Raw genomic sequence first — 25,029 nt, forward strand, 5'->3', positions numbered from 1 at the left:
GGGCGCCCACCCCCGGCGGTCAGGCGGCCGGCGCTCTGACGGTGAAGACCGCTCCGCCCGCCGCCTTCATCCGGCAGGAGTTGGAGAAGATGTAAGTCCATCGCAGCGATGTCCCGCGCCACTTGCCGACCACCACCACGGTGTGCGGCTGGTACTCGTCGGTGCACACCGGATTGGGCACCACGTTCAGCTTGCTCGGGTCGCCCTTGACCTTCCGCAGCAGGTCGCAGGCCGCGGCGGGGGTTGGGTGACTGCCGCCGTCAGGGTCACAGGTGAGGGTGACCCCCTTCGGCAGGTCGTCCACCACGACCACGATCCTCAGGGTCGACTTGGGGGTCGCTTCGGCGAGTGCGGGGGCCGCCGTCGCCAGCGCGACACCGCACAGCGCGATCGTGCCGACTGCTCTCATCATGGCTCTTCTCCGTTCGTAGCGCGGCGAACACGCTACGTTACGGATCGCCGGACCTTGGGAGGCCCGCCGGACGGGCCTGCCAAGATTCGGTCAAGCGGGCCGGTCTCAGGCGGGCACGGAGGCGGTGCCGGCTGGGAGGAAGCGCGGCTGGGCCAGACCCGACCTGTCCAGGTACGGGGTGATCCCGCCAAGATGGAACGGCCAGCCCGCGCCGAGGATCATGCACAGGTCGATGTCCTGCGCCGCCGCGACCACGCCTTCGTCCAGCATGATCCGGATCTCCTCGGCCAAGGCCCGCAGCACGCGCAGCCGTACCTCGGCGGCGCTGGAGGCTGCCGAGCCGCCCGCGAACAGCGCCACCGCCTCGGGGTCGAGCGAGAAGTCGGGCAGATAGACGCCCGGCTTGCCGGAGGCGACCAGCTTGGCCATGTTCGCCGAGACGCCGAAGCGCTCGGGGAAGGCCGCGTGCAGCGTCTCGGCCACGTGCAGGCCGACGGCCGGCCCCACGAGCTGGAGCAGCGCGAACGGTGTCATCGGCAGCCCGAGGTCGTCGAGCGAGTGCTCCGCGACCTCCAGCGGCGTGCCCTCGTCGACCGCGGCGATCACCTCGCCCATGAAGCGGGTGAGCAGCCGGTTCACCACGAACGCCGGAGCGTCCTTCACCAGCACTGACGACTTCTTCAGCGTCCGGCCCACGGCGAAGGCGGTGGCCAGCGTCGCGTCGTCGGTCGCGGGCGCCTTGACGATCTCCAGCAGCGGCATCACCGCGACCGGGTTGAAGAAGTGGAACCCGACCAGCCGCTCCGGACGCTCCAGCGCGGCGCCCATCTCGGCCAGCGAGAGCGAGGAGGTGTTGGTCGCGAGCACGCAGTCGGCCGAGACCACCGCCTCCACCTCCGCGAACACCTGCCGCTTGACCGACAGCTCCTCGAAGACCGCCTCGATGACGAAGTCGGCGTCGGCGAAGGCGTCCTTGGTCAGCGAGCCGGTCACCAGCCCCTTGAGCCGGTTGGCCTGGTCGGCCGAGACGCGGCCCTTGGCGAGCAGCTTGTCGACCTCGGCGTGCACGTGGCCCACGCCCTTGCCGAGCCGGCTCTCGTCGAGGTCGGTCAGCACGACCGGCACCTCCAGGCGGCGGGCGAACAGCAGCGCCATCTGCGAGGCCATCAGCCCCGCGCCCACCACGCCGACCTTGGTCACCTTGCGGGCCAGCGCGGGGTCGGGGGCGCCCGCCGGGCGCTTGGCCCGCCGCTGCACCAGGTCGAAGGCGTAGAGCCCGGCCCGCAGCTCGTCACCCATCAGCAGGTCGGTCAGCGCCTCGTCCTCGGCGGCGAAGCCCTCGTCGCGCGAGGCCGTACGGGCCAGGGAGATCAGGTCGAGCGCCCGGTAGGGCGCGGGGGAGGCGCCGCGCAGCTTCATGTCGACCAGGAAGCGCGCATCGGCGACCGCCTTGTCCCAGACGTCCTTGTCCCAGATGTCCTTATCCTGGACGTTCTTGTCCTGGACGTTGTCCGCGTGCGAGTCGCGCGCCACGACGGCGTCGCCGGTGAGCACCCGGGCGGCCCAGCGCAGCGACTCCTCCAGGAAGTCGGCCGGCTCGAACATCGCGTCGGCCACGCCCAGCTCGAACGCCTGGGCGCCCTTGAGTATGCGGTTCTGCGACAGCGGGTTCTCGATGATCAGCTTGATCGCGCGGGCCGGGCCGATCAGGTGCGGCAGCAGCTGCGTACCGCCCCAGCCCGGCACCAGCCCGAGGAAGCACTCGGGCAGCGCGATGGCCGGGACGCCCGAGGAGATCGTCCGGTAGGTGCAGTGCAGGGCCACCTCCAGGCCGCCGCCCATCGCCGCGCCGTTGACGAACGCGAACGACGGGATGGGCAGCTCTCCCAGGCGGCGGAACACGTGGTGGCCCAGCGCGCCGATGGCCCGCGCCTCCTCGCGTGCGGCCATGGTCGCCGCGCCCTTGAGGTCGGCGCCGACCGCGAAGACGAACGGCTTGCCCGTCACTCCGACGGCGGCCAGGTCGGTTCGGGCGGCGATCTCGGACAGCGCGCCGTTCAGCGCGAACAGCCCGCGCGGGCCGAAGGTGTTGGGCTTGGTGTGGTCGAAGCCGTTGTCGAGGGTGATGAGCGCCATCGTGCCGGCCCCGCCGGGCAGTTCGACGTCGCGGACCAGGGCCTTGGTGACGATTTCGCCGGTGTCGCGCTCGGTCAGCAGCGAGCGCCAGGTCTCGAGGTTGCTCATGCCAGGTTCTCCCAGATCACGGTGCCGCCCATGCCCATGCCGACGCACATGGTGGTGATGCCGTAGCGCACGTCGGGGCGCTCGCCGAACTGCCGGGCGAGCTGCGTCATCAGCCGTACGCCCGAGGAGGCCAGTGGGTGGCCGAAGGCGATCGCGCCACCGTAGGGGTTCACCCGCGGGTCGTCGTCGGCGATGCCGAAGTGCTCCAGGAAGGCCAGCACCTGTACGGCGAAAGCCTCGTTGATCTCGAACAGCCCGATGTCAGAAATATCGAGGTTTGCCAGGCGAAGCGCCCGCTCGGTGGACGGGATCGGGCCCACGCCCATCACCTCGGGGTCCACCCCGGCGAAGGCGTAGGAGACCAGCCGCATCTTCGGCCTCAGGCCCAGCTCGGCGGCCGTCTCGGCGGCGGCCACGACGCAGCCGGTGGCGCCGTCGTTGATGCCCGAGGAGTTGCCCGCCGTGACGTTGCCGTGGGCGCGGAACGGCGTCTTGAGCGCCCCCAGCCCGTCCAGCGTGGTGCCGGGGCGCGGCGCCTCGTCCTCGACCGCCAGCCCCCAGCCCTTCTCGGCCGTCCTGATCGCCGTGGGCACCAGATCGGGCTGGATCCGGCCGTCGGCGTACGCCTTGGCCACCTTCTCCTGCGACAGCACCGCGTAGGCGTCGGCGCGGTCCTTGGTGATCGTGGGGAAGCGGTCGTGCAGGTTCTCGGCCGTCATGCCCATGACCAGGGCGCTCGGGTCGACCAGGCGCTCCGACAGGAACCTCGGGTTCGGGTCGACGCCCTCGCCCATCGGGTGGCGGCCCATGTGCTCGACGCCGCCCGCGATGGCCACGTCGTACGCGCCGAACGCGATGCCGCCCGCGACCGTGGTCACCGCGGTCATCGCGCCCGCGCACATGCGGTCGATCGCGTAGCCGGGCACGGTCTTGGGCAGCCCGGCCAGCACCGCCGCCGAGCGGCCGATGGTCAGGCCCTGGTCGCCGATCTGGGTGGTCGCGGCGATCGCGACCTCGTCCACGCGCTCCGGCGGCAGCCCCGGGTTGCGCCGGATCAGCTCGCGGATGACGCGGACGACCAGGTCGTCCGCGCGGGTCTCCGCGTACATGCCCTTGGGCCCCGACCGGCCGAAAGGTGTGCGTACGCCGTCGACGAACACGACGTCACGAGAGGAAGGCACGGATTCGCTCCTCGTTGCTCGGCAGTTACCGCGCCTATGCTACTCGTCAGTAACCACACCGCAGACGAGGACGGGCCGCCAGCGGCGCCGACGCGCGCCCGCGCGCAATCCGGTCAGCGCCAGGGCGCCGGGATGGGGTGCGGCCTCGGTCATGGGGGTCATGATGTCGTCACGGCGCGTGACTGCGCCCCGGATTCCGGCCTTGTGGATGAAGCTCCCGATTGGACCGAAACTCCAGTCCTGACCGAGATCAGCGCCGTCAGGTGCAGCCTTTGCTGGCTTTAGGTGGGCCGTGTCCCGTTACCGTGCGTATAGGGCTGGAGCAGGTGCGTGGTCATGTCCAGGCAACCTTCAGCCATACCCCTCGGGGGGGTTGGCTGAAACGGGAGATCGGAGTTGTGACACCAGCTTATTTATGAGCATCCTGTGAAATTTCCGGACAAGTGGTGGAGAAGTCTGTTAGGAAGGGTCGCGGTCCAGATTCGTATTAGAGAGGTTCCATCGTGGCGCGCGACGAGAACGACAGGCCATATGAGGATGGGCAGGGAAGGCCGGCGAACCCGGAGCTGACCGGCGACGTTCTGTCCCCGCGCTGGAGCACGGACGACACCGACGAGCAGCCGGCCATCGTGGTCTCGGGCAACGAGACCTACATTCTCCCGCCGGACAAGGGCGCGCCCGAGCTGTACATCCCGCCGACCGAGGGTCAGCACCGCGCGACGGGCGCCGAGGGTGAGCTGTACACCGGTGACCCGGCCAGCGGCCCCCTCTACGGGGACTCGCTCTACAGTGGCGGCGACCAGCTCTACGCCGGCGACGCGCCCAGCGGGCCGCTCTACACCGGCGACCAGGCCAGCGGCCCGCTTTACACGGGTGACGCGCAGGGTGAGCCGCTCTACACCGGTGACACCGGCGTGCCGCTCTACACGGGCGATGCGCAGAGTGGACCGCTTTACACGGGCGATGCGCCGAGCGGGCCGCTTTACACCGGTGACCAGCCGAGTGACGCCTACCTCCCGCTCGACAAGAGCTACGGGTCCTCCTACGACGATGACGAGCCCGCGGAGCCCAAGCGCGGCTTCCTCGGCTCCGGCTGGACCGACGGCTCCCAGGGGGGCGGTCACCAGGCCGAGGGCGACAAGGAGGTGCGCCGCCGTACCAAGGTGCTGCTCATGGCGGCCGTCGCGGTCGTCGTGCTCGGCGCCGGGGCCGGCTGGATGCTGACCGGCACGTCCTCCGACGACCCGTGCCAGAGCGGGAAGTGCGCCAGCGCCGAGCAGGTCAGCGGGCCGGCCGCCTCTCCCACGGAGGCGGAGCCGAGTGACACGGAGGAGGAGGCCACCGACCCCACGGAATCGGACTCCCCGGAGCCGACCGCCTCGGCCACCGCCGCTCCGTCGCCGACCGCCGCCCGGGTGCGCGCCAGCCGTACCCCCTCGCCGCGGGCCACCCGTACACGCATCGGTGAGCCGACCGCCAAGCCGAGCACCCGGGCCACCAGGGCGACGCAGGACACGATCAAGGACACGGACACCGGCACCACCCAGAAGCAGGCGACGCAGGAGCCGGCCAAGCAGGAGACCAGCCAGCCGACGCAGGCGGTCCAGCAGACACAGGCTCCGGCGCCGGTCCCGACGGAGACCAAGAAGGGCCTGTTCGACATCCTGTTCCCCTGGGGATGATGCCCTTCGGCGGCGACTTACTGTCGGGTCGGCCCCGAGACGTGTAAGGATGCGGACCCAGGTGCCGGTCTGGCACACTGGGAAACCGCTTTCCGGGAGGTCTCGTGGTCACGCTGGAAGACGTCGCCAAGCAGGCGGGCGTCTCGCTCGCCACCGCCTCGCGGGTGCTCAACGGCAGCACCCGCCAGGTGGGCGCCGATCTGCGGGCCCGCGTCGAGCGAGCCGCGGACGAGCTGGGCTACCGCGCCAACATCGCGGCGCAGACACTGGCCCGCGGGGCGAGCAACGTCATCGGCATCGTGGTCCACGACCTGACCGACCCCTACTTCGCGGCACTGGCCGACGGCGCGATGCGGGCCGCGGCCGGCGAGGGCCTGCTGGTCATGGTGGGCACCACGCACCGCGACCCCGAGCAGGAGATCGCCTACGTGGCGACGCTCAACGCCCAGCGCGTACGCGCCGTGCTGCTGGTCGGCTCCCGCGTCGCCGACTCTGAGGTCACCGAACGGCTCCGCGCCGAGCTGGACCGCTACCGGGCCAGCGGCGGGCGGGCCGCGTGCGTGGGCCAGGACCTGCTCGGCGTCGACACGGTCGCGCCCGCCAACCACGAGGGCGCCGCCGCCCTGGCCCGCTCGCTGGCCGGGCTCGGCCACACCCGCTTCGCCGTACTGGCCGGGCCGCCGCGCCTGATGACCGCCCGCGACCGGTGCGCCGGGTTCGTGTCGGCGCTGGCCGAGCTCGGCCTGCCGGAGCCGCGGGTCATCGAGGGACGCTTCGACCGCGACGGCGGCTATCAGGCGGCTCAGGAGACCGGGGACGCGACGTGCGTGTTCGCCGTCAACGATGTGATGGCCGTGGGAGCGCTCGCCGCCTACCGTGAGCGGGGGATCCGGGTGCCGGACGACGTGTCGGTGGCCGGCTTCGACGACATCGCGACGCTGCGCGACCAGGTGCCCGCGCTGACCACGGTACGGCTGCCGCTGCAGGACATGGGCGCCCGCGCCCTTGAGCTGGCGCTGGCGGCCGAGGAGGAGCCGACGGTGGAGCAGGTGCCGGGTGAGGTGGTCCTGCGCGAGAGCGTACGCGCGCTGCGCTGAGCTCGCCGTACAGGGGCGCTTCCGAAGGGGAGACGCCGTACAGGACATGGACGGGGGCGCTTCCGAAGGGGACGCCTTGCGCAGGGCGGAGACAGAGGGCGCATCCGAAGGGGCGCGCCGTAGAGGGCGTGGACAGGGGGCGCTTCCAAAGGGACGCGTCGCACAGGCGAGACGGTCGCTCGGGAGGGCGCAATGAAACTGGCGGTCAGCACGCTCGGGATGCCGGGCTATGGGCTCGACAGGGCGATCGAGGTGGCGGCCGGGCACGGGTGCCAGGGCCTGGAGCTGCGGCTGCACCCCGACACCGGCGTACACCGGGGTCTGTCGGCGGACGAGCGGTCGTCGGTGCGGCAGCGGGTCGAAGCCGCAGGTCTGGAAATATCGGCGCTCGCCGGATATGTCGGCGTATGCGAGCCGGGCCCCGACGAGCCCGTCGTCGAGGCGCTCGTCGCGGACCTGACGCTCGCGGCCGACCTCGGCGCTCCGGGCGTCCGGGTGTTCCCGCGCGGCGACGACCCGTCGATCGGAGCGCGCAGGCTCAAGGCGGTCTCCGGTACGGCCGCCGGACTCGGTCTGCGGGTGCTCGTCGAGACGCACGACCAGATGGCCACCGGCGCGGCCGTCGCGCGGCTGCTCGATGAGGCGGCCTGCCCCGAGACCACCGGCGCGCTCTGGGACCTGCTCCACCCGTGGCGGCACGGTGAGTCCCCGGCCGACACCCTGGCCCTTCTCGGCCCGCACCTCGCCTACGTCCAGGTCAAGGACGCGGTCTCCGCCCAGGACACCACGCCGGTACCGATGTGGAGCGGCACGGTGCCGCTGGAGGAGTCCGGTGAGCTGCTGCGCTCGTGGGGCTACTCCGGGTGGGTGTCGCTCGAGTGGGAGCGGACCTGGTATCCCCAGGTCGCGCCGGTGGAGGAGATACTGCCTGGGGCCGCCGAGTGGGTGCGGCGTTTCGGGAGGGAGTAGCCAGTGACGAGCGACCCGGTGAGGGACCCGGTTAGGGGCCCAGTGAGAGACAAGGTGCTGGTGGTCGGCATGGACGGCCTGCGCTTCGACCGGTTGGTCGCGCTGGAGCCGCCGGTGCTGAGCGGGCTGATGTCGGCGGGTGCGTACGGGAGGAGCCTGCTCCCGTACGGCGAGTCCGCCGCCCCCCGCACCGAGTCCCCCGGCGAGATCGTCCCCGAGGGCGCCGTCGCTTCAGGCGGGAGCACCGCTACTTCTGGCGAGGGCACCGGCGCTTCGGGCGAAATCCCCTCCGGGCGGGCCATCAGGTCCCGGACCGATTCCGGGCCGGGATGGTCGTCCATCGCCACCGGGGTGTGGCCCGACAAGCACGGCGTCGTGGACAACGCGTTCACCGACCCCCAATTCGCGAAATATCCGGACTTCTTGACTCGTGCCAATGCGGCCCGTCCCGACCTGACCACCGCGGCGTTCTTCTCCTGGGCGGCGCTGGCGGACCACGGCGCGTTCGGCCCGGCCATCGGCACCCGCCTGGCCCTGGACGGCTACGCGATCACCTGGCCGACCGCTGACAAGCAGGTCGCCGCGGCCGCCGAGAATCACCTCGCGAGCACCGGCGCCGACCTCACCTTCGTCTACCTGGGCGAGACCGACGAGGTGGCCCATGACCTCGGCCCGCACTGCCCCGACTACACCGCGGCGCTCCACACCCAGGACGCCTACCTCGGCCGCTTCCTCGACGCCATCCGGGGCAGACCGACGTTCGCCGGCGAGCGCTGGACCGTCCTGGTCACCACCGACCACGGCCATGTCGACGAGGGCGGCCACGGCGGCACCTCCATCGAGGAGCGAACGGTCTTCGTCATCGCCGCCCGCCTGGGCGCGGACCTGGGCGGCGTGAACCTGGGCGGCGCGGACCTGGGCGGCGCGAACCTCAGCGGTGCCGACCTGGGTCGCGCGGAGCGGGATGGCGCGGAGCGGGATGGCGCCGGTCTCGGCGGTCCGAGGCTGGTGGACGTCGGTCCGACCGCGCTGGCCCTGCTCGGCATCGAATGCGACCCCGCCTGGGGCCTCGACGGCGTGCCGCTGGAGGTGTGAGCGACGCCACTGTTCATCAAGTGTTGAATTCTTTGCCGTAAAGCGTGAAACTCGTAACGAGACGCTGAACGGTGGGAGTACGCCCGATGACGACGGCACTGGACTTTTCCGACATTGACGGTGGCATGCTGGCCGAAGTCGGTGGCAAGGCGGCCAACCTTGGCGAGCTGACCCGGGCCGGGCTCCCCGTCCCGCCCGGCTGGGCGCTCACCACGGAGGCGTACCACGAGGTGGCGCAGGCGGCGGGCCTGGACGACGTCATCGCGACCGGCGGGCCGGGGCTCGCGGAGGCCGCCAGGACCCGGCTGCTGGCGGCCCCGATCCCCGAGGCCGTCGCGCGGTCGATCCGCGAGGCGTACACCACCCTGAGCCGGATCGCGCAGCAGGACGCGGTGCCGGTCGCGGTGCGATCCTCGGCCACGGCGGAGGATCTGCCGTTCGCCAGTTTCGCCGGTCAGCAGGACACCTACCTCAACGTCGTCGGCGCCGACGACGTGCTCGACGCCGTACGCCGCTGCTGGGCCTCGCTCTGGACCGACCGCGCCGTCGCCTACCGCGACTCCAACGGCATCGACCACGCCTCCGTACGACTGGCGGTGGTCGTCCAGGTCATGGTCGACGCGCGGACGGCCGGCGTACTGTTCACCGCGAACCCGCTCACCGGGCGCAGGCACGAGGCCGTCATCGACGCGAACCCCGGGCTGGGCGAGGCCGTGGTCTCCGGCGCCGTCAACCCCGACCGGTTCGTCGTCGACACGGCGAGCGGCGAGATCCTCGACCGGCACGCGGGCGACAAGCGGCTGACGATCCGCGCCCTGCCCGGCGGCGGCACGGAACGCGTCGAGTCCGCCCACGACGGCTTCTGCCTGACCGACGAGCAGGTACGCGACCTGGCCGCGCTCGGCACCCGCGTCGAGGACCACTACGGCGCGCCGCAGGACACCGAGTGGGCCATCGACGCCGACGGAAAGCTCTGGCTCACCCAGGCCAGGCCGATCACCACGCTCTACCCGCTGCCCGAGACCACCAGGCAGGGCCTGCGGGTCTACTTCTCCGTCAATGTCGCCCAGGGCGTCATGGGCCCGCTGACCCCGATGGGGCTGTCCGCGTTCCAGCTGCTCGGCGCGGGTGCCGCCGGGATGTTCGGCTACGGCCCGGCCAGGGCGCGGGATGGGGCGCCGTTCATGTTCGAGGGGGGTCAGCGCGTCTGGCTGGACGTCACCACGGCCCTGCGCAGCCGTATGGGCCGGGCCATCATGCCGCGCGCCCTGCTGATGGGCGAGGCCAGGGCCGGGGCGGTGCTGACGGACCTGTTCGAGGAGCCCCGGTTCTCGGTGATCCACACCTCGCGCCGCCCGTTCTTCCGTGGGGTGGCGCACTTCGCCCGCCGCGTACACGCCCCGAAGCGGCTGCTCCAGGCGCTGACCCGGCCCGATCGGGCGATCGCCTACACCAGGAGGCTGGGCGACGAGCTGGACCGGCGGCTGCGGCTGCCCGGCTCCGCCACGCCCGTCCAGCGGCTCGACCACGCGGAGCGGATGCTCGGCGGCGCGTTCCCGGTGATCGTCTCGCTCATGCCGATCGCGATCGTCGGCTATGGCCTGTTCGCGCTGGCCTCGAAGCTCTCCGGCCTGTCCATGAGCGACATGCAGGACGTGCTGCGCAGCGTCCCCAACAACCCGACCACCGAGATGGACCTCGAACTCTGGGCGCTGGCGACGCGCATCGAACCGGAGCCGTTCAGGAACGAGCCGGTGAGCGAGCTCGTACGCCGCTTCAGGGCCGGCGAACTGCCCCCGAAGGCCCAGCAGGGGATCACTGCTTTTCTGGATAAGTACGGGCATCGCGGCATCGCCGAGATCGACCTGGGCGTCGCGCGCTGGTCGGAGGACCCGACGCACATCCTCGGCGTCCTGGCCAACTACCTGCGCATGGAGGGCGGCGCCGACCTCGCGCCCGACGCGCTGTTCGCCAGGGGAGCGGCCGAGGCCGAGGCGGCCGTCGCGCGGATCGTGGCGACGGCCCGCCGCAAGGGCGCGCTCCGGGGGGCCGTGGCCCGGTTCGGGCTGCGGCGGACCCGGATGTTCGCCGGGGTACGCGAGATGCCGAAGTACTACCTGGTGAAGACCCTGGCCGCGATCCGGCGGAGCCTGCTGGTCGTCGGCGAGCACCTGGTGACCACCGGCGTGCTGGACGCGGCGGACGACGTGTTCTTCCTGCGGATCGAGGAGGCGCGGTCCGCCCTGGACGGGGGCGATCCGCGTGAGCTGGTGATCGAGCGGCGGGCGGCCTACGCACGGGAGTCACGCCGCAGGCACGTACCGAGGATCATGCTGTCGGACGGCACCGAGCCCGAGGCCCTGGCGGCCCCCGCCACGGAGGGCGCGCTGATCGGCAGCGCCGCCTCCGCCGGCACGGTCACCGGCCGCGCCAGGGTGGTGCTCGACCCGGTAGGGGCGCACCTGGAGCCGGGCGAGATCCTGGTCTGCCCGTCGACCGACCCCGGCTGGACGCCGCTGTTCCTCACGGCGGGCGGGCTGGTGATGGAGATGGGCGGCGCCATGTCGCACGGCGCGGTGGTGGCCCGTGAGTACGGCATCCCGGCGGTGGCCGGCGTCCCGGACGCCACCCACCGCATCGTCACCGGCCAGGAGATCACCGTGAACGGAGCCGCGGGCACGGTGACGATCACCGAGACCGAGCCGGACCCGGAGGACGAAGACACGGCACTGGACGAACCGGCCGCGACCCCGGCCTGAATCGGCCGCGACCCCGGCCTGAACCGGCCGCGACCCCGGCCTGAACCGGCCGCGACCCCGGCCTGAACCGGTCGGGGTCAGCGCGGGACGACCCGGCCGGGGTTGGGCGGCGCGGCACGGGACGAACCGGCCTGACCCCGTCGGGTTATGGAGATACCACCTGGGCGTAGCGGTGCTTCATGGTGGCCACGATCTCGTCCGGGTCGGCGGCCCAGACGTCGGCGTTGAAGATCTCCACCTCGACGTCCCCGGTGTAGCCGGCCGCGGCCACGGCGCGGGTGATCGGCGGGAAGTCGATCACCCCGTCGCCCATCATCCCCCGCCCCAGCAGTACGTCCGCCGGAAGTGGCTGCAGAAAGTCGCACACCTGGTACGACGCGATCCGGCGGCCGGCCCTGGCGATCTCCTCGAACAGCCGCGGGTCCCACCACACGTGGAAGGTGTCGACCACCACCCCCACCTGCTCCTCCGGATACGGCAGGCACAGATCGACCGCCTGGGCCAGCGTCGACAGGACGGCCCGGTCGGCGCAGTAGACCGGATGCAGCGGCTCCAGCGCCAGCTTGACGCCCCGCTCACCGGCGTACGGGGCCAGCACCTCCAGCGCCTCGGCCACCTGCTCACGGGCCCCGGCCAGATCGCGCGAGAACGGCCGCCGTACGCCGTCCGGGTCGGCCGACAACGGCTCACTCGGCAGCGGTTCGCCGGGCCGCACGCCCGGCAGGCCGCCGACGACCATGACCAGGCAGGCCGCCCCCAGCTCGGCGGCCTCGTCGATGGCCCGCCGGTTGTCGTCGAGCGCCGCCCGACGGGCCGTCCCACCTTGCGCCGGGCCGGTCGTGCCGGGAGCCGGGTCGGCGGGGGTCGTCAGGAAGCCGCCCCGGCAGAGCGACGACACGCGCAGCCCGGCGTCGCGGACCAGCTTGACGCTCTCGGCCAGCCCCTGCTCCGCGACCTCCTCACGCCACAGCCCCACGGCCTCCAGACCGTGTCGTACGCAGCCTTCGACGGCCTCCGCCACCGACCACCGTTTGGTCGTCCGCTGGTTCAGGGACAGGCTCACAGCCCGTTCACCTCCAGCAGCGCCGTCATCTTCCGTACGGCCAGCTCCTGGTCGGCCAGCAGCCCGGCCTGGTCGGCCAGGCGGAAGACCTCCGACAGGTGGACCAGCGAGCGGGCCGACTGGGCGCCGTTCACCATGGCGAACGCGTCCTGGTGGCCGTTCAGCCAGGCCAGGAAGACGATGCCGGTCTTGTAGTTGTAGGTCGGGGTCTCGAAGATCTTCCGGGACAGCGGCACGGTCGGCGCCAAGATCTCATCGTAAAGTGCGAGATTTCGGTCGGCCTCCGCGCCCGTGCTCTGTTCGGCGGCGTCCAGCGCCCGCAGGGCCGCGGCCGCCGCCGGAGCGATGGCGTCGAAGATGCCCAGCAGCGCGTGCGACCCCGATTTGATCAACGACGGGTAGTTGAAGTCGTCGCCGGTGTACAGCCTGACCCCCGGGGGCAGCGCGGCCCGCAGGCCCACCTCGTGCTCCTCGTCGAGCAGCGACACCTTCACCCCGTCCACCTTCGAGGCGTGCGCGTGGATCAGCTCCAGGAACGACTCCGTGGCCGCCGCCACATCCGCGGAGCCCCAGTATCCGGCCAGCTGCGGATCGAACATCTCGCCCAGCCAGTGCAGGATCACCGGCCGCTCGGCCAGCCCGAGCAGCTCCCCGTACACCTGGTGGTAGTCCTTGGGCCCGCTCGCCACCCGCGCGAGCTGCCGTGAGGCCATGATGATCACCCCGGCGCCCGCATCCTGCACGGTCTCCAGCTGCTCGGTATAGGCGGCGGTGATCGCGCGCAGGTCGGCGGCGCCGGGGGCGTGGTCGGTGCCCGCGCCGCAGGCCACCAGCGCGGCGGGGTCGCCGAACGAGCGGGCCTCGGCGGCGCTGCGCCGGATGAGCTCCTTGGTGGCGGCCCAGTCCAGACCCATGTTGCGCTGGGCGGTGTCCATGGCGTCGGCGACGCGCAGGCCGTACGACCACAGATGCCTGCGGAACCGGAGCGTGGCCTCCCAGTCGACGGCGGCGGGGGAGCCGGGCGTGTTGTCGCCGAGCGGGTCGGCCACCACGTGCGCGGCCGCGTACACGACCCGGCTCGACGCCGGGGCGTCGACCACGGGCCAGGTCACGGGCTCGCGCAGGGTGTACGCGCCGCCGGGCAGGTCGATGATCACAGGTGCGGCACCTCGATCCGGCGGCCCTCGGCCGAGGAGCGCAGGCCCAGCTCGGCCAGCTGCACGCCGCGCGCGCCCGAGGCGAAGTCGTTCGGGAACGGCGCGTCCTCGCACACGTGGCGGACGAACCCCTCCCACTGGATCTTGAAGCCGTTGTCGAAGTCGGCGTTGTCCGGCACGTCCTGCCAGCCCTCACGGAAGCGGGCCGTGGCGGGCAGGTCGGGGTTCCAGACCGGCTTGGGCGTGGCGGCGCGGTGCTGGAAGCGGCAGTTGCGCAGGCCGGCGACCGCGCTGCCGTGCGTGCCGTCCACCTGGAACTCCACCAGCTCGTCGCGGTTGACGCGGACGGTCCAGGAGGAGTTGATCTGGGCGATCACGCCGCCGGCCAGCTCGAAGATGCCGTACGCGGCGTCGTCGGCGGTGGCCGCGTAGGCCTTGCCCTGCTCGTCGACCCGCTGGGGAACGTGCGTCACGGCCTTGGCGTAGACGGACTCGACGCGGCCGAACAGGTTCTCCATCACGTAGTGCCAGTGCGGGAACATGTCGAGCACGATGCCGCCGCCGTCCTCGGCCCGGTAGTTCCAGGACGGACGCTGCGCCTCCTGCCAGTCGCCCTCGAACACCCAGTAGCCGAACTCGCCCCGTACCGAGAGGATCTGGCCGAAGAAGCCGGCGTCGATGAGCCGCTTCAGCTTGAGCAGGCCCGGCAGGAACAGCTTGTCCTGCACCACGCCGTTCTTGATGCCCTTGGCCTTGGCCGCCTCCGCCAGCGCGACCGCCTCCTGGACCGACTCGGCCGTGGGCTTCTCGGCGTAGATGTGCTTGCCCGCCTCGATGGCCTTGAGGACCGCCTTCACCCTGGCGCTGGTGACCTGGGCGTCGAAGTAGATGAGGTTGTCGTCGTCGGACAGAGCCGCGTCGAGGTCCGTGGTGTAGCGGGAGATGTGGTGCTCGGCGGCGATCCGGGAAAGCTTGTCCGCGCTCCTGCCCACCAGGACCGGCCTGAGCTTGACCCGGCTGCCGTCGGACAGGACGACCCCGCCCTGCTCGTTGATGGCCAGGACCGATCGGACCAGATGCTGGCGGTAACCCATCCGGCCGGTGACGCCGTTCATCACGACGCCGATGGTGCGCACGCTCATGAGGATCCTTTCGCGGAAAGCGCTTTCCCGAACGGTAAGGCCGCCCCCGTGGGGGCGTCAAGTGGGCCGTCCCTAGAGCTCGCCCTTGCTTTCCAGCCGGGCCAGCGCCTTGGCGAGCGGATGGGCGGTGAGGGAGAGCTGCCATTCGCGGGCGCCGAGCCCGCGCAGCCGGTCGGTCACGCTCTCATCGGTGATCTCCACCGGCGGCTCCCAGGTGAGTCTGCGGACCGCGTCGGGCTGCAGGAGGTTCTCCGTCGGCATCCGATGCTCGTCGGCGAGCGCGGCCACGACGGCGCGCGCCGCGGCGAGCCGCTTGGCCGCCGCCGGATCGCGATCGGCCCAGCGGTTGGCCGGGGGCGGCCCGTCGCCGGGCGTGCTCGGCTGCGGCAGCTGGGACTCGGGCAGCCCGCGCGCCCTGCTCACCGCGGCCAGCCAGTCGCTCATGTGCCGGCGCGCGCTGCGTCCGGTGAACGCCGAGATCTCCGTGAGCGCCTTCTTGGTACGCGGCACCTCCAGCGCGGCCGTGACGATCGCCGAGTCGGGCAGCACCCGGCCGGGCGCCAGGTCGCTCTCCTGGGCGATGCGGTCGCGCATGGTCCACAGCTCCCGCACGATCGCCAGCGCCCGCATGTTGCGCACCTTGTGGATCCCCGACGTACGCCGCCACGGATCGGAGCGGGGGACCGGCGGCGGCGTGTTGAGCACGGCGGCGAACTCCTCGCGCGCCCACTCCAGCTTGCCGCTCTCCACCAGCTCGCCGTGGAGCACGTCACGGAGCTCGACCAGCACCTCGACGTCGAGCGCGGCGTAACGCAGCCAGTCTTCGGGCAGCGGCCTGGTCGACCAGTCGGCCGCCGAGTGGCCCTTCTCCAGCCGCAGCCCCAGCACGGTCTCGACCATCGTGCCGAGCCCCACCCGCTCGTAGCCGAGCAGCCGGCCCGCCAGCTCGGTGTCGAACATGTCACGCGGCCTGAACCCGACCTCCAGCAGGCACGCCAAATCCTGCGACGCGGCGTGCAGCACGATCTCCGCGCCCGAGACGGCCTCGTCCAGCTCCGACAGGTCGGGGCAGGCGATCGGGTCGATCAGCGCGCTGCCCGCGCCCACCCGGCGCAGCTGCACCAGGTACGCGCGGTTGCCGTAGCGGTAGCCGGAGGCCCGCTCGGCGTCGACGGCCACGGGACCGGTGCCCGCCCGGAAGGCCGCGACGACACGCGCCAAAGAGGCGCCATCCTCGACGACCGCCGGGATGCCCTCACGTGGCTCCAGCAGTGGGACGACGGTTCGTTCTTCTGTCATGAGATCACCGTTCTCATGACGCTTGTGCGGTATTGACTGGTGCCCTCACTTCGTACGGTCACTCTCCGGATCTTCACGTCGGCGTGGCATGGCGGCCACGTCGGGAGGGAGCGGCGGGATCCCGGCCGCCAGACACATGAGATCGCACCAGGCTGCGACATGGCCGGAGAGATCCTCATGCGCGGGCGACCAGGACGCCCTCAGCTCTAGCTCGGTGGTGACCGGGTCTTCGGCCTTGTTGCCGAACCCCTCGGACACGGCTCTAGTCACGGTACCGCCAGCGGCGGAGTAGTCGGCCTGATGAGCCTCGAGCGCTTCGGTGAGCCAGCTCCACGCGACGGGGCCGAGCAGGGGGTCGGAGGTGATCTCCGGCTCCATGTCGGCCCTGACATAGGCGACCAGCCGGAACGGACCCTCCCAGCCGCGCTGGCCGTCGGGGTCGAAGAGCAGGATCAGCCTGCCGACCGCGAGTTCGTCGTCCTCGCGGTAGACCGAGGCGCCGATCGCGGCCGAGAAGGGGGCCAGCCGCTGGGGGGCGGGCAGGTCTTCGAGCTCGATCTCCGGTCTGACCTCGGCCTGGCGCAGGCTCTCGACCGCACGCCTGAAGGAGGCGGGGGCCGGCGGCTGCTCACCGAGGGTCATAGCCGAAGCGTAGGTCGAAGAGGGGCGGAAGGGGACCACGGGGGTGCTCATAGTTCGCGATCAAACCGATGCCATAGCCAGCTGGCGGACCGGCAGGGTGATCCCGCCGAGAAGGATCGCGTGACCGCAGTCGACACAGGCCCACTCCGGACACTCTCCCGGCTCGTGTCCGTCGAGACACGGAGGCTGCTGGAACAGCCGCTCGCCGGCGCAGGGAGCGCATTGCTCACTGCGGTGTTCTGGGGAACCCCACAACGCGGTCATCGCACCGGAGCCTTTCTTCGGGTCGTCGCTCCGACGTTGGCACGGCACGCTGACAATTCGCCGCAACGCGCTCGGCGTGTCCCGAAAGTGGATGCTGAATCGATGCCGCGCGGTGGCTTGGCCAACTTTTGGTCCAGACGAGACCGGCTTTCTGGTCGCCCATGGGGTGTGTTCGACCCGTGTGGGGCGCCGATGCCGAGCCGACCGGTAAACATCCATCTGGCTATCTGATCATGATTTTGGTCATTCAATGCATACTTTTCCGACACGTCGCGCCGGTGAACGGACCGGCACGAGGTCATGGGACCCTTGAGAAGTGAATCTCGCCGACTCAGCCTTCCTTCGCGCCTGCCGCCGTCAGCCCGTACCCCACACCCCGGTCTGGTACATGCGGCAGGCCGGGCGGTCGCTGCCCGAATACCTGAAGGTTCGCGAGGGCGTGCCCATGCTGACCGCGTGCGCGACGCCCGACCTCATCGTCGAGATCACCCTGCAACCCGTCCGTCGCTACGGCGTCGACGCGGCCATCTTCTTCAGCGACATCGTCGTGCCGCTCAAGGCCATCGGCATCGACCTCGACATCAAGCCGGGGGTCGGCCCGGTCGTGGCCGACCCCATCCGCGACGCCGCCGGGATCGAGGCGCTGCGCCCGCTGGAGCCCGGCGACGTCTCCTACGTGAGCGAGGCGATCGAGGCGCTGACCGGCGAGCTGGGCGGCACGCCGCTGATCGGCTTCGCGGGCGCGCCGTTCACGCTCGGCTCCTACCTCATCGAGGGCGGACCGTCCAAGAACCACGACCGCACCAAGGCCATGATGTACGGCGAGCCCGCGCTGTGGCACGCGTTGATGGACCGGCTCAGCGCCATCGTCCTGGAGCACCTGCGCATCCAGGTCCGGGCCGGGGCGTCGGCCGTCCAGCTGTTCGACTCGTGGGTGGGCGCGGTGGCCCCCGAGGACTACCGCGAGTTCGTCCTGCCCCACACCCGCCGCATCTTCGACGGCCTGGCCGACCTCGACGTGCCGCGCATCCACTTCGGCGTGGGCACCGGCGAGCTGCTGGGCCTGCTCGGCGAGGCCGGGGCCGACGTGGTGGGCGTCGACTGGCGGGTGCCGCTCGACGAGGCCGCCCGCCGCGTGGGGCCGGGCAAGGCGCTGCAGGGCAACCTCGATCCGGCCCTCCTGCTGGCTCCGTGGGAGGTCGTCGAGCGCAAGGCGCGCGAGGTGCTGCGCCGGGGCGAGGCGGCCGAGGGTCACGTGTTCAACCTCGGCCACGGCGTACTGCCCTCGACCGACCCCGACCAGCTCATGCGCCTGACCGACCTGGTTCACGAGGCCTGAGTCTCCACCGGGGTCGTCGCCGGGCGAGCCGGGCGGCGGCGCCGTACCAGGACGACCGTCAGAACGATCACGGGCACGACCACGATCAGCCAGGGCAGCAGCACCCCGACGACCGTCAGCGCGACCTTCACGAACCCGACCAGCCCCCTCCAGCCCGACTTCAGGCCGCCGAGGAAGCCGGCGGGCTCCTCCGACGGCTCGTTCACGACCGCGACGGGGCCGACCAGCCGGAGCGTGAGCGTGGCCATGCCGACCTGGGTGGCCAGCTCCTTCTGCTGGGACTGCAGCGACTCCAGGTCGGCCTCGCGGTCGGAGATCTCCCGCTCGACCTGCAGGACCTGGCCGATCGTGGTGGCCTTCTTCAGCAGCGTACGCAGCGAGTCGAGCGCCTGCTGCGCCGACTTCAACCGGCTGTTGACGTCGGCCACCTGCAGCGTGACGTCCTGGGTGCCCTGCTGGAGCGACAACTGCTTGCCCAGGTTCTTGCCGAGCGCGGCGAGCACCTCGCCGTAGCGGGCGGGCGGGATCTTGAACTCCAGCATGGCGCTTGCCTCGCTGCCCTCGGCCGAGTTCGACTCCTCCTTCGACAGGTAGCCGCCGGCCGCGGTGACGATCTGCTTGGCCTGGAGCGCCGCCCCCGTGACCTCCTTGGCCCGTACGGTCATGCTCGCCGTGTAGATGACCTGGCGGTCCTGCTGGGTGACCTTGACCTTCGAGGCGATGTTCTCGGCTGACCGAGGGGCTCTTCGTTGCGGGGTGGAGGCGCTGTCCTGGGCGGCCCTCGACTCTGTCTGGCCGGACGCCGCCGCCGCTTCGGGCGCCACCGCCGGGGCCCCGGCCTGGTCGGACATGATGTTCGACTGGCTACCGCCGCAGCTGGACAGGGCCAGGATCGCGCAGGCGGCTGATAACGCGACGCCGTACCGGAATCTCTCCATGCACCTAAGACGGGCGGTGGCTCCGGCGGGTTTGACCACGGGCGTCACGGTCAGGTCACATGCCTCCAGCATGATCCCAAGTGAGTGCCCCCAAGCGGCTGTCGGGCCCGCGAGACGGTAGCGTCAGGAGGCGTGGTAAGGAAAAAAGCGCACGTGGTCGTCATCGGGGGCGGGATCTCAGGTCTGGCCGCGGCGTGGCACCTCAGACAGGGCGCGGGCGAGCGCGTGAAGGTGACCGTGCTGGAGGGCAGTCCGCGCATCGGCGGCAAGCTGCTGGTCTCCGAGGTCGCGGGCATCGACGTCGACGCCGGCGCGGAGGCCATGCTGGCCAGGCGGCCCGAGGGCAAGGAGCTGGCCAAGGCCGTCGGGCTCGGCGACGACCTGGTGGACCCCGGCGTCACCCGCGCCGCCGTCTACAGCAGGGGCGCGCTGCGGCCGATGCCCAAGGGTCAGGTCATGGGGGTGCCCGCCGACCTGATGGAGCTGGTCAGGTCCGGCATCGTGTCGCCCGGCGGGCTGGCGCGCGTGCCGCTCGACCAGATCCTGCCCCCCACGCTGGTACGCACCGACGTCTCTGTCGCCTCCTACGTCAGGGCCAGGATGGGCGGCGAGGTGCTCGAGCGGCTGGTCGAACCGCTGCTCGGCGGCGTCTACGCGGGCCGGGCCGACCGGCTGTCGCTGGAGGCCACGATGCCGGCGATCGCCGCCGTCGCGCGCTCCGAGCGTTCGCTGCTCGCGGCGGCCAAGAAGATCGTGGAGGAGGCGCCCCGCGACGCGGGACCCGTCTTCACCTCGCTCAGGACCGGGCTCGGCCGCCTGCCGGAGGCGGTCGCCAAGGCGTCGGGCGCCGACATCAGGACCGGCGTCACCGTACGCGAGCTGCACCGGACCGAGCACGGCTGGCGGCTCGTGACCGGCCCCGTGCCGCGCCCCGAGGTCATCGAGGCCGACGCGGTGATCATCGCCACGCCGGGACCCGCCGCCGCCCGGCTGCTGCGGGCCGAGGCGCCCAAGGCGGCGACCGAGCTGGACCGGATCGACTACGCCAGCATGGCCATCGTCACCCTCGCCTACGCCGTCGACGCCTTCCCCACACCGCCCACGGGCAGCGGCTACCTCGTCCCGCCGGTCGAGGGACGGCCGGTCAAGGCGGTGACGTTCAGCTCGGTCAAGTGGCCGCACCTGGCCGGCGACCTGGTGGTGGTGCGCTGCTCCATCGGGCGGATCGGCGAGGAACAACTGCTCCAGCGCGACGACTCCGAACTCGTCTCCCTGGCCACGGCCGAGATGGGCGACGTCATGAGCGTACGCGGGCTGCCGGTCGACACCCGGGTCTCACGCTGGGGCGGGGCGCTGCCGCAGTACGACGTCGGCCACCTCGACCGGGTGGCCCGCATCCGGGCGGCGGTCGCCGTGCAACCCGGCCTGGCGGTGTGCGGGGCGGCCTACGACGGGCTCGGCATCCCCGCGTGCGTCTCCACCGCCCGCACGGCGGCGGCCCGGATTCTGGACCACCTCTCGCCGGAAGGACAATGGACCCATGACTGAGGGCGCACCGCGGCCGAAGGCCCGCGATCTGAACCAGGTGATCCGTTACACGATGTGGTCGGTCTTCAAGGCCACCGACCCCTGTCCCGCCAACCGCGAGAGCATGACCGGCGAGGTCGCCGAGCTGCTCGAACAGGCCGCGCTGAAAGACGTCGTGACCCGCGGGCTCTATGACGTGGCGGGGTTCCGGGCCGACGCCGACTACATGTTCTGGTGGCACGCCCCGACGGCCGAGGACCTCCAGGACGTCTACTCCCGTTTCCGCCGCACCGCGCTCGGCCGCCACAGCGCGCCGGTCTGGTCGGCGATGGCGCTGCACCGGCCGGCCGAGTTCAACAAGTCCCACATCCCAGCCTTCCTGGCCGAGGAGGAGCCGCGCGCCTACGTCAGCGTCTACCCGTTCGTCCGCTCGCTGGAGTGGTACCTCCTCGACGACGCCGAGCGGCGCTCGATGCTGGCCGAGCATGGTCACATGGCGCGTGACTACCCGGACGTCCGGGCCAACACGGTGTCCTGCTTCGCGTTGAACGACTACGAGTGGATGCTGGCCTTCGAGGCCGATGAGCTGCACCGGATCGTCGACCTGATGCGTCACCTGCGGGGCGCCAAGGCCCGCGAGCACACGCGCATCGAGGTCCCCTTCTACACGGGCGTGCGCAAGCCCGTTCAGGAGCTCATCGGGGCGCTTCCGTAACCTCGACCTCCCTGTTCACTGGCGCCCCAAGTTGGGGCATCCAACTGAATTGATCTACCGCTTCTTGTCACAATCGTGGGAATCCCTTGCCTGTGCGGTGCGAGGGTGTCACGTTCCAAGGGGGCGGGCCGGGTGCGGCGGTCGGAAGGGCACACCTCTGGGCGACACGCGGCAGAGCGGGATGATCCGCGGACCAGGCCGGGACGGCAACGGTCCGACGCGCCTCCGCTGGGTAGGGGGCCGTCTGACGCGCCTCCGCCTGGCCGGGAGTGGTTCGAGGCGCCTGCGCTAGGACGGGGGCGGTTCGAGGCGCCTGCGCTAGGACGGGGGCGGTCCGAGGTGCCTCCGCCGGGCCGCCTGGAGCGTCGCGGGGAGACCCGGCAGGCGTCCGGTCACGGCTCGCCGCGGAACTCACCGCGGAGGTCACGGCATGCCGGGCGGCGGCGTCGTACGAAGGCTCGGCGGCCGTGGGCCTTGGGGTTGACGGCGGGGGCGTTGGTGCTGGCGGGCGCGACCTTGGGACTGCTGGGCACGGACGGCCCGCTCGCCGGTCCGCTGGCCGGTGCGCTGACGGCCCGATCGGATGCGAGCGGAGGCGCGGACACCCGCGCGGCCGCGGACCCGAGCCCGCGCGGGGGCACGAGCGCGGGCGTCCACGGCGGTTCGGGAAAGCACGGCCAGGCCCTCGCGGAGGGAGGCGCGACCCGCATCCCGATGAGCGTCACCCCCACCCCACTGGGCGGCGGCGCCCAGCGCTCGGGCGGTTCGACGCACGGCACCCCGGCCTCGAAGAGCCCTCCGGCCGGCGCCACGCCGGGCTCCGTGACGGGGAGCGACCCCCAGGCCGAAGCGCCCCCGGACAGCGGCACCGTGGACCCGTCGACCGTCGATGCGTTGACCGGAGATCTGTCGACCGGGGATGACGGGTCCGACTACAAGGCGGACGGCCCCTCGATGCACACCGACCAGCAGGCGGCCGAATACTTCCGCACGCACTGGCCCCCGGACGACAAGGCGTCCAAACGCCTCAAGGACATCCGCAGCGTAGGCGGATATCTCCGCCTGTACACCGACCTCCCGGAGTCGGCCGGCAACTCCAGCCAAGCCATCACCCTGTGCGAACGCGCCCTGCAATATCTGAGGGAGAGCGGCGAGACGAACCCGATCATCTTCGTCCAGGCCAAGTTCGGCGAGAACGGCAACCCGGTCCTGGCCAACATCCTCGGCCCGACCGACAAGACCTGCCGCGTCACCTACCCCGAACCCGGCTAGCCCGGCCGCCCGCGCCAGGAAGACGATCGGCTCACGGCTCGTTGGGGCTTTACGTCATCTTCGGTAGCGAGCGAGGGGCCTTCATATGAGCGAGATCAAGCGGGCACTGGTGATGGGCGGCGGTGGGGTCGCCGGGATCGCGTGGACCACCGGCGTACTGGCCGGCCTGGCCGCCGGGGGAGTGGACGTGGCCGCCTCCGCCGACAAGATCATCGGCACCTCGGCGGGATCCGCCGTCGCCGCGCAGGTCACCAGCGGCCTGTCACTGCCCGACCTCCTCGAACGCCAGACCAACCCCGCCCTCCAGGCTCCCGAGCTCCCGAGCGGCGTCCCCATGGACCAGCTGTGGGCGACCATGCAGGAGGTCTATGAGAGCACGGAGGACCCGGCCGAGCAGCGGCGCAGGTTCGGCGCACTGGCCCTGGCCGCGGACACCGTCGGCGAGCCCGAACGCCGCCGGGTGATCGAGGCGCGCCTGCCCGTCCACACCTGGCCGGAGCGCGACCTCGTCATCGTGGCCGTGGAGGCGGTCACGGGCGAGCCCGCCCTGTTCGAGCCGGGCTCGGGCGTCGCGCTGGTCGACGCGGTCGCGGCGAGTTGCGCGGTCCCGGGCGTCTGGCCGCCGGTGACGATCGACGGCGTGCGTTACGTCGACGGCGGCATACGCTCGATGACCAACGCCGACCTCGCCTCCGGCTACGACCGGATCCTCATCCTCGCCCCGATGCCCGAGCTCGGCTCCGAGCCTCCGGTGACGGGCGGAAAGGTCGAGGTGATCGAGCCCGACGAGGCGTCAGTGGCGGCGGTCGGCGCCGACCCTCTCGACCCCGACGTGCGGGGCGCCAGCGCCGAGGCCGGCTACGCCCAGGGCACCGCCCTCGTCGCCCGCGTCGCCGGGTTGTGGACCTGACCATCCGTGTCGCCACGTCGTGAACATGACCGCTCTCGCCTCGCCGCGTCATGGACATGATCGCTCGTGGAGTCGCGTCGTGGACTTGACCGCTCGCCTCGCCGAGTCATGGACATGACCGAACTCGTGCTCGTCCCTGGTCGCGGGGAGAGCTAGCGCACGCGCGTGCGGGTCTTGAAGCACACTTCGCACCGCTGGGTCACGATGCGGCCGATGGCCTCGATCGTGTGCCAGCGGTGACGAAGATGAACAAGATTCACAGCGGAGTACTTACCCGCTCCACGCGCTCGATACGCGCTGTCGCCGGTCGTTCACGCGCTGGGTTCGAGCCGCAAGGACACGGAGTTGATGCAATAACGGTCGTCCGTGGGCGTGGCGTACCCCTCGCCGTGGAAGACGTGCCCCAGATGAGAGTCGCACCGCGCGCAGCGCACCTCGGTCCGCACCATGCCGTGGCTGGCGTCCTCGATCAGCCGCACCGCGTCCGAATCCGAGGGCTGGAAGAAGCTCGGCCACCCACAGTGCGACTCGAACTTCGTGTCCGACCGGAACAACTCGGCCCCGCACGCCCGGCAGGAGTAGACGCCCTCGGTCTTGGTGTCGACGTACTCGCCGGTAAACGGACGCTCTGTGCCCGCCTGCCTGAGCACGCGGAACTCATCGGGAGAGAGCTGGATCCGCCACTCGGCATCGCTCTTGACCACCTTTTCCATGCTTCCAGCGTACGAGATCCGGCAAAAAGAGATCTCCGTCGGGTGAAGCATCCCTTCTGGGGCCAATTTGCGTCTTTGACGACAAGGGGGTGTCATCACCTCCTGCCCAGAGGTGAGATCACTCGCCGGATCGCCTGCGCGGCACAGCCCACGCCCGTGCTGGCGCCGCCGGCGATCCGAAGACCGGCCGGGTGGCGCGCCAGCGCCCGGAACGGTGGCGAGTGATCTTTTGGTCCGTCCCGTCGAGCGCCGGTCCCGCCACCGCGCCCGCTCCGGGCCGGACCACCTCATACCCACACCCCAATGACCATTTTTTCTTTACGGCAAGCCCGGTGAGTCCCACTCGCCACACGGGGCTGGGCCCTGTCCAGGGAAACGCTCCTCCGGTGGAGGTGGCCGGCCACCGTGACGTGACGGCACGACCACCCGCGTGGAAGGGCTGCGGCAGGTGCCCACACACGCGGACGGCCCCGGCCACCGCCGCTACAACCCCTGCGGTATACGCGCGCCGCCATACCGCAGGGGTTTACCTCTCTGGCGTGGCCGTACGCGGCGCGCCACCGGATTACCGGGCCAACCGGCCTGTCCCGTGTACGGCAAAAGTGGAAT

General features: G+C 71.4%; 20 protein-coding genes. 10 read left to right on the forward strand and 10 right to left on the reverse strand.

The window, feature by feature from the left end; translation table 11 throughout:
* Positions 1 to 19 precede the first annotated feature (19 nt).
* From AB0H88_RS07900 to AB0H88_RS07910, 3 genes are all read right to left on the reverse strand, one after another.
* Entirely contained in the window at positions 20 to 412 is a 393-nt protein-coding gene (locus AB0H88_RS07900; protein ID WP_357642527.1) for an SSI family serine proteinase inhibitor, read from the reverse strand.
* Positions 413 to 517: 105 nt separating this feature from the next.
* The gene (locus tag AB0H88_RS07905) at positions 518 to 2,656 is read right to left on the reverse strand and encodes a 3-hydroxyacyl-CoA dehydrogenase NAD-binding domain-containing protein (RefSeq protein WP_357642528.1); all 2,139 of its coding nucleotides are present in this window, start codon (positions 2,654 to 2,656) and stop codon (positions 518 to 520) included.
* Positions 2,653 to 3,837, reverse strand: a complete 1,185-nt coding sequence (locus AB0H88_RS07910; RefSeq protein WP_357642529.1) for a thiolase family protein — start codon at positions 3,835 to 3,837, stop codon at positions 2,653 to 2,655. The genes AB0H88_RS07905 and AB0H88_RS07910 overlap by 4 nt, the downstream gene beginning before the upstream one ends.
* Before the next feature lie 503 nt (positions 3,838 to 4,340).
* Here AB0H88_RS07910 and AB0H88_RS07915 point away from each other — a divergent pair.
* The 5 genes from AB0H88_RS07915 (at position 4,341) to AB0H88_RS07935 (ending at position 11,439) form a co-directional block, all read left to right on the forward strand.
* Positions 4,341 to 5,519, forward strand: a complete 1,179-nt coding sequence (locus AB0H88_RS07915) for a hypothetical protein (RefSeq protein WP_357642530.1) — start codon at positions 4,341 to 4,343, stop codon at positions 5,517 to 5,519.
* A gap of 104 nt (positions 5,520 to 5,623) precedes the next feature.
* Positions 5,624 to 6,616, forward strand: a complete 993-nt coding sequence (locus AB0H88_RS07920; protein ID WP_357642531.1) for a LacI family DNA-binding transcriptional regulator — start codon at positions 5,624 to 5,626, stop codon at positions 6,614 to 6,616.
* Positions 6,617 to 6,808: 192 nt separating this feature from the next.
* Positions 6,809 to 7,585: a sugar phosphate isomerase/epimerase family protein gene (locus AB0H88_RS07925; protein WP_357642532.1), complete on the forward strand. Its 777-nt coding sequence runs from the start codon at positions 6,809 to 6,811 to the stop codon at positions 7,583 to 7,585.
* Positions 7,586 to 7,627: 42 nt separating this feature from the next.
* The gene (locus AB0H88_RS07930; protein ID WP_357642533.1) at positions 7,628 to 8,680 is read left to right on the forward strand and encodes an alkaline phosphatase family protein; all 1,053 of its coding nucleotides are present in this window, start codon (positions 7,628 to 7,630) and stop codon (positions 8,678 to 8,680) included.
* A gap of 86 nt (positions 8,681 to 8,766) precedes the next feature.
* Entirely contained in the window at positions 8,767 to 11,439 is a 2,673-nt protein-coding gene (locus AB0H88_RS07935; protein WP_357642534.1) for a PEP/pyruvate-binding domain-containing protein, read from the forward strand.
* Positions 11,440 to 11,584: 145 nt separating this feature from the next.
* Here AB0H88_RS07935 and AB0H88_RS07940 read toward each other — a convergent pair whose 3' ends face one another.
* From AB0H88_RS07940 to AB0H88_RS07960, 5 genes are all read right to left on the reverse strand, one after another.
* Entirely contained in the window at positions 11,585 to 12,502 is a 918-nt protein-coding gene (locus tag AB0H88_RS07940; protein WP_357642535.1) for a sugar phosphate isomerase/epimerase, read from the reverse strand.
* Positions 12,499 to 13,659, reverse strand: a complete 1,161-nt coding sequence (locus AB0H88_RS07945) for a dihydrodipicolinate synthase family protein (RefSeq protein WP_357642536.1) — start codon at positions 13,657 to 13,659, stop codon at positions 12,499 to 12,501. The genes AB0H88_RS07940 and AB0H88_RS07945 overlap by 4 nt, the downstream gene beginning before the upstream one ends.
* Positions 13,656 to 14,801 (reverse strand): Gfo/Idh/MocA family oxidoreductase, encoded by a 1,146-nt coding sequence (locus tag AB0H88_RS07950; RefSeq protein WP_357642537.1) that lies wholly within the window; start codon positions 14,799 to 14,801, stop codon positions 13,656 to 13,658. The genes AB0H88_RS07945 and AB0H88_RS07950 overlap by 4 nt, the downstream gene beginning before the upstream one ends.
* A gap of 72 nt (positions 14,802 to 14,873) precedes the next feature.
* Positions 14,874 to 16,100, reverse strand: a complete 1,227-nt coding sequence (locus tag AB0H88_RS07955; RefSeq protein WP_357642538.1) for a ribonuclease D — start codon at positions 16,098 to 16,100, stop codon at positions 14,874 to 14,876.
* A 45-nt stretch (positions 16,101 to 16,145) separates the two neighbouring features.
* Positions 16,146 to 16,742: a DUF3000 domain-containing protein gene (locus AB0H88_RS07960; RefSeq protein WP_214635961.1), complete on the reverse strand. Its 597-nt coding sequence runs from the start codon at positions 16,740 to 16,742 to the stop codon at positions 16,146 to 16,148.
* 652 nt (positions 16,743 to 17,394) lie between these two features.
* Between AB0H88_RS07960 and hemE the strand changes: the two genes are divergently transcribed.
* The gene (gene hemE, locus AB0H88_RS07965) at positions 17,395 to 18,345 is read left to right on the forward strand and encodes a uroporphyrinogen decarboxylase (RefSeq protein ID WP_357643147.1); all 951 of its coding nucleotides are present in this window, start codon (positions 17,395 to 17,397) and stop codon (positions 18,343 to 18,345) included.
* On the opposite strand, the gene AB0H88_RS07970 is transcribed toward hemE, so the two are convergent.
* Positions 18,333 to 19,283, reverse strand: a complete 951-nt coding sequence (locus tag AB0H88_RS07970) for a DUF4349 domain-containing protein (RefSeq protein WP_357642539.1) — start codon at positions 19,281 to 19,283, stop codon at positions 18,333 to 18,335. The two genes, hemE and AB0H88_RS07970, sit on opposite strands and share 13 nt — an antisense overlap.
* 132 nt (positions 19,284 to 19,415) lie before the next feature.
* Between AB0H88_RS07970 and hemG the strand changes: the two genes are divergently transcribed.
* The 4 genes from hemG (at position 19,416) to AB0H88_RS07990 (ending at position 23,707) form a co-directional block, all read left to right on the forward strand.
* Positions 19,416 to 20,831 (forward strand): protoporphyrinogen oxidase, encoded by a 1,416-nt coding sequence (gene hemG, locus AB0H88_RS07975; RefSeq protein WP_357642540.1) that lies wholly within the window; start codon positions 19,416 to 19,418, stop codon positions 20,829 to 20,831.
* Complete coding sequence (gene hemQ / locus AB0H88_RS07980) at positions 20,824 to 21,525, forward strand: hydrogen peroxide-dependent heme synthase (protein WP_357642541.1); 702 nt, start codon at positions 20,824 to 20,826, stop codon at positions 21,523 to 21,525. Before hemG ends, hemQ begins: the two co-directional genes overlap by 8 nt.
* A 498-nt stretch (positions 21,526 to 22,023) precedes the next feature.
* The gene (locus tag AB0H88_RS07985) at positions 22,024 to 22,797 is read left to right on the forward strand and encodes a hypothetical protein (protein WP_357642542.1); all 774 of its coding nucleotides are present in this window, start codon (positions 22,024 to 22,026) and stop codon (positions 22,795 to 22,797) included.
* A gap of 85 nt (positions 22,798 to 22,882) precedes the next feature.
* A complete protein-coding gene (locus tag AB0H88_RS07990; protein WP_357642543.1) occupies positions 22,883 to 23,707 on the forward strand; it encodes a patatin-like phospholipase family protein in 825 nt (274 codons plus the stop codon).
* 311 nt (positions 23,708 to 24,018) lie between these two features.
* On the opposite strand, the gene msrB is transcribed toward AB0H88_RS07990, so the two are convergent.
* Entirely contained in the window at positions 24,019 to 24,420 is a 402-nt protein-coding gene (gene msrB, locus AB0H88_RS07995; protein ID WP_357642544.1) for a peptide-methionine (R)-S-oxide reductase MsrB, read from the reverse strand.
* Positions 24,421 to 25,029 lie beyond the last annotated feature (609 nt).

It is taken from the genome of Nonomuraea sp. NPDC050680, from assembly GCF_040654555.1.
Classification (GTDB): Bacteria; Actinomycetota; Actinomycetes; order Streptosporangiales; family Streptosporangiaceae; genus Nonomuraea.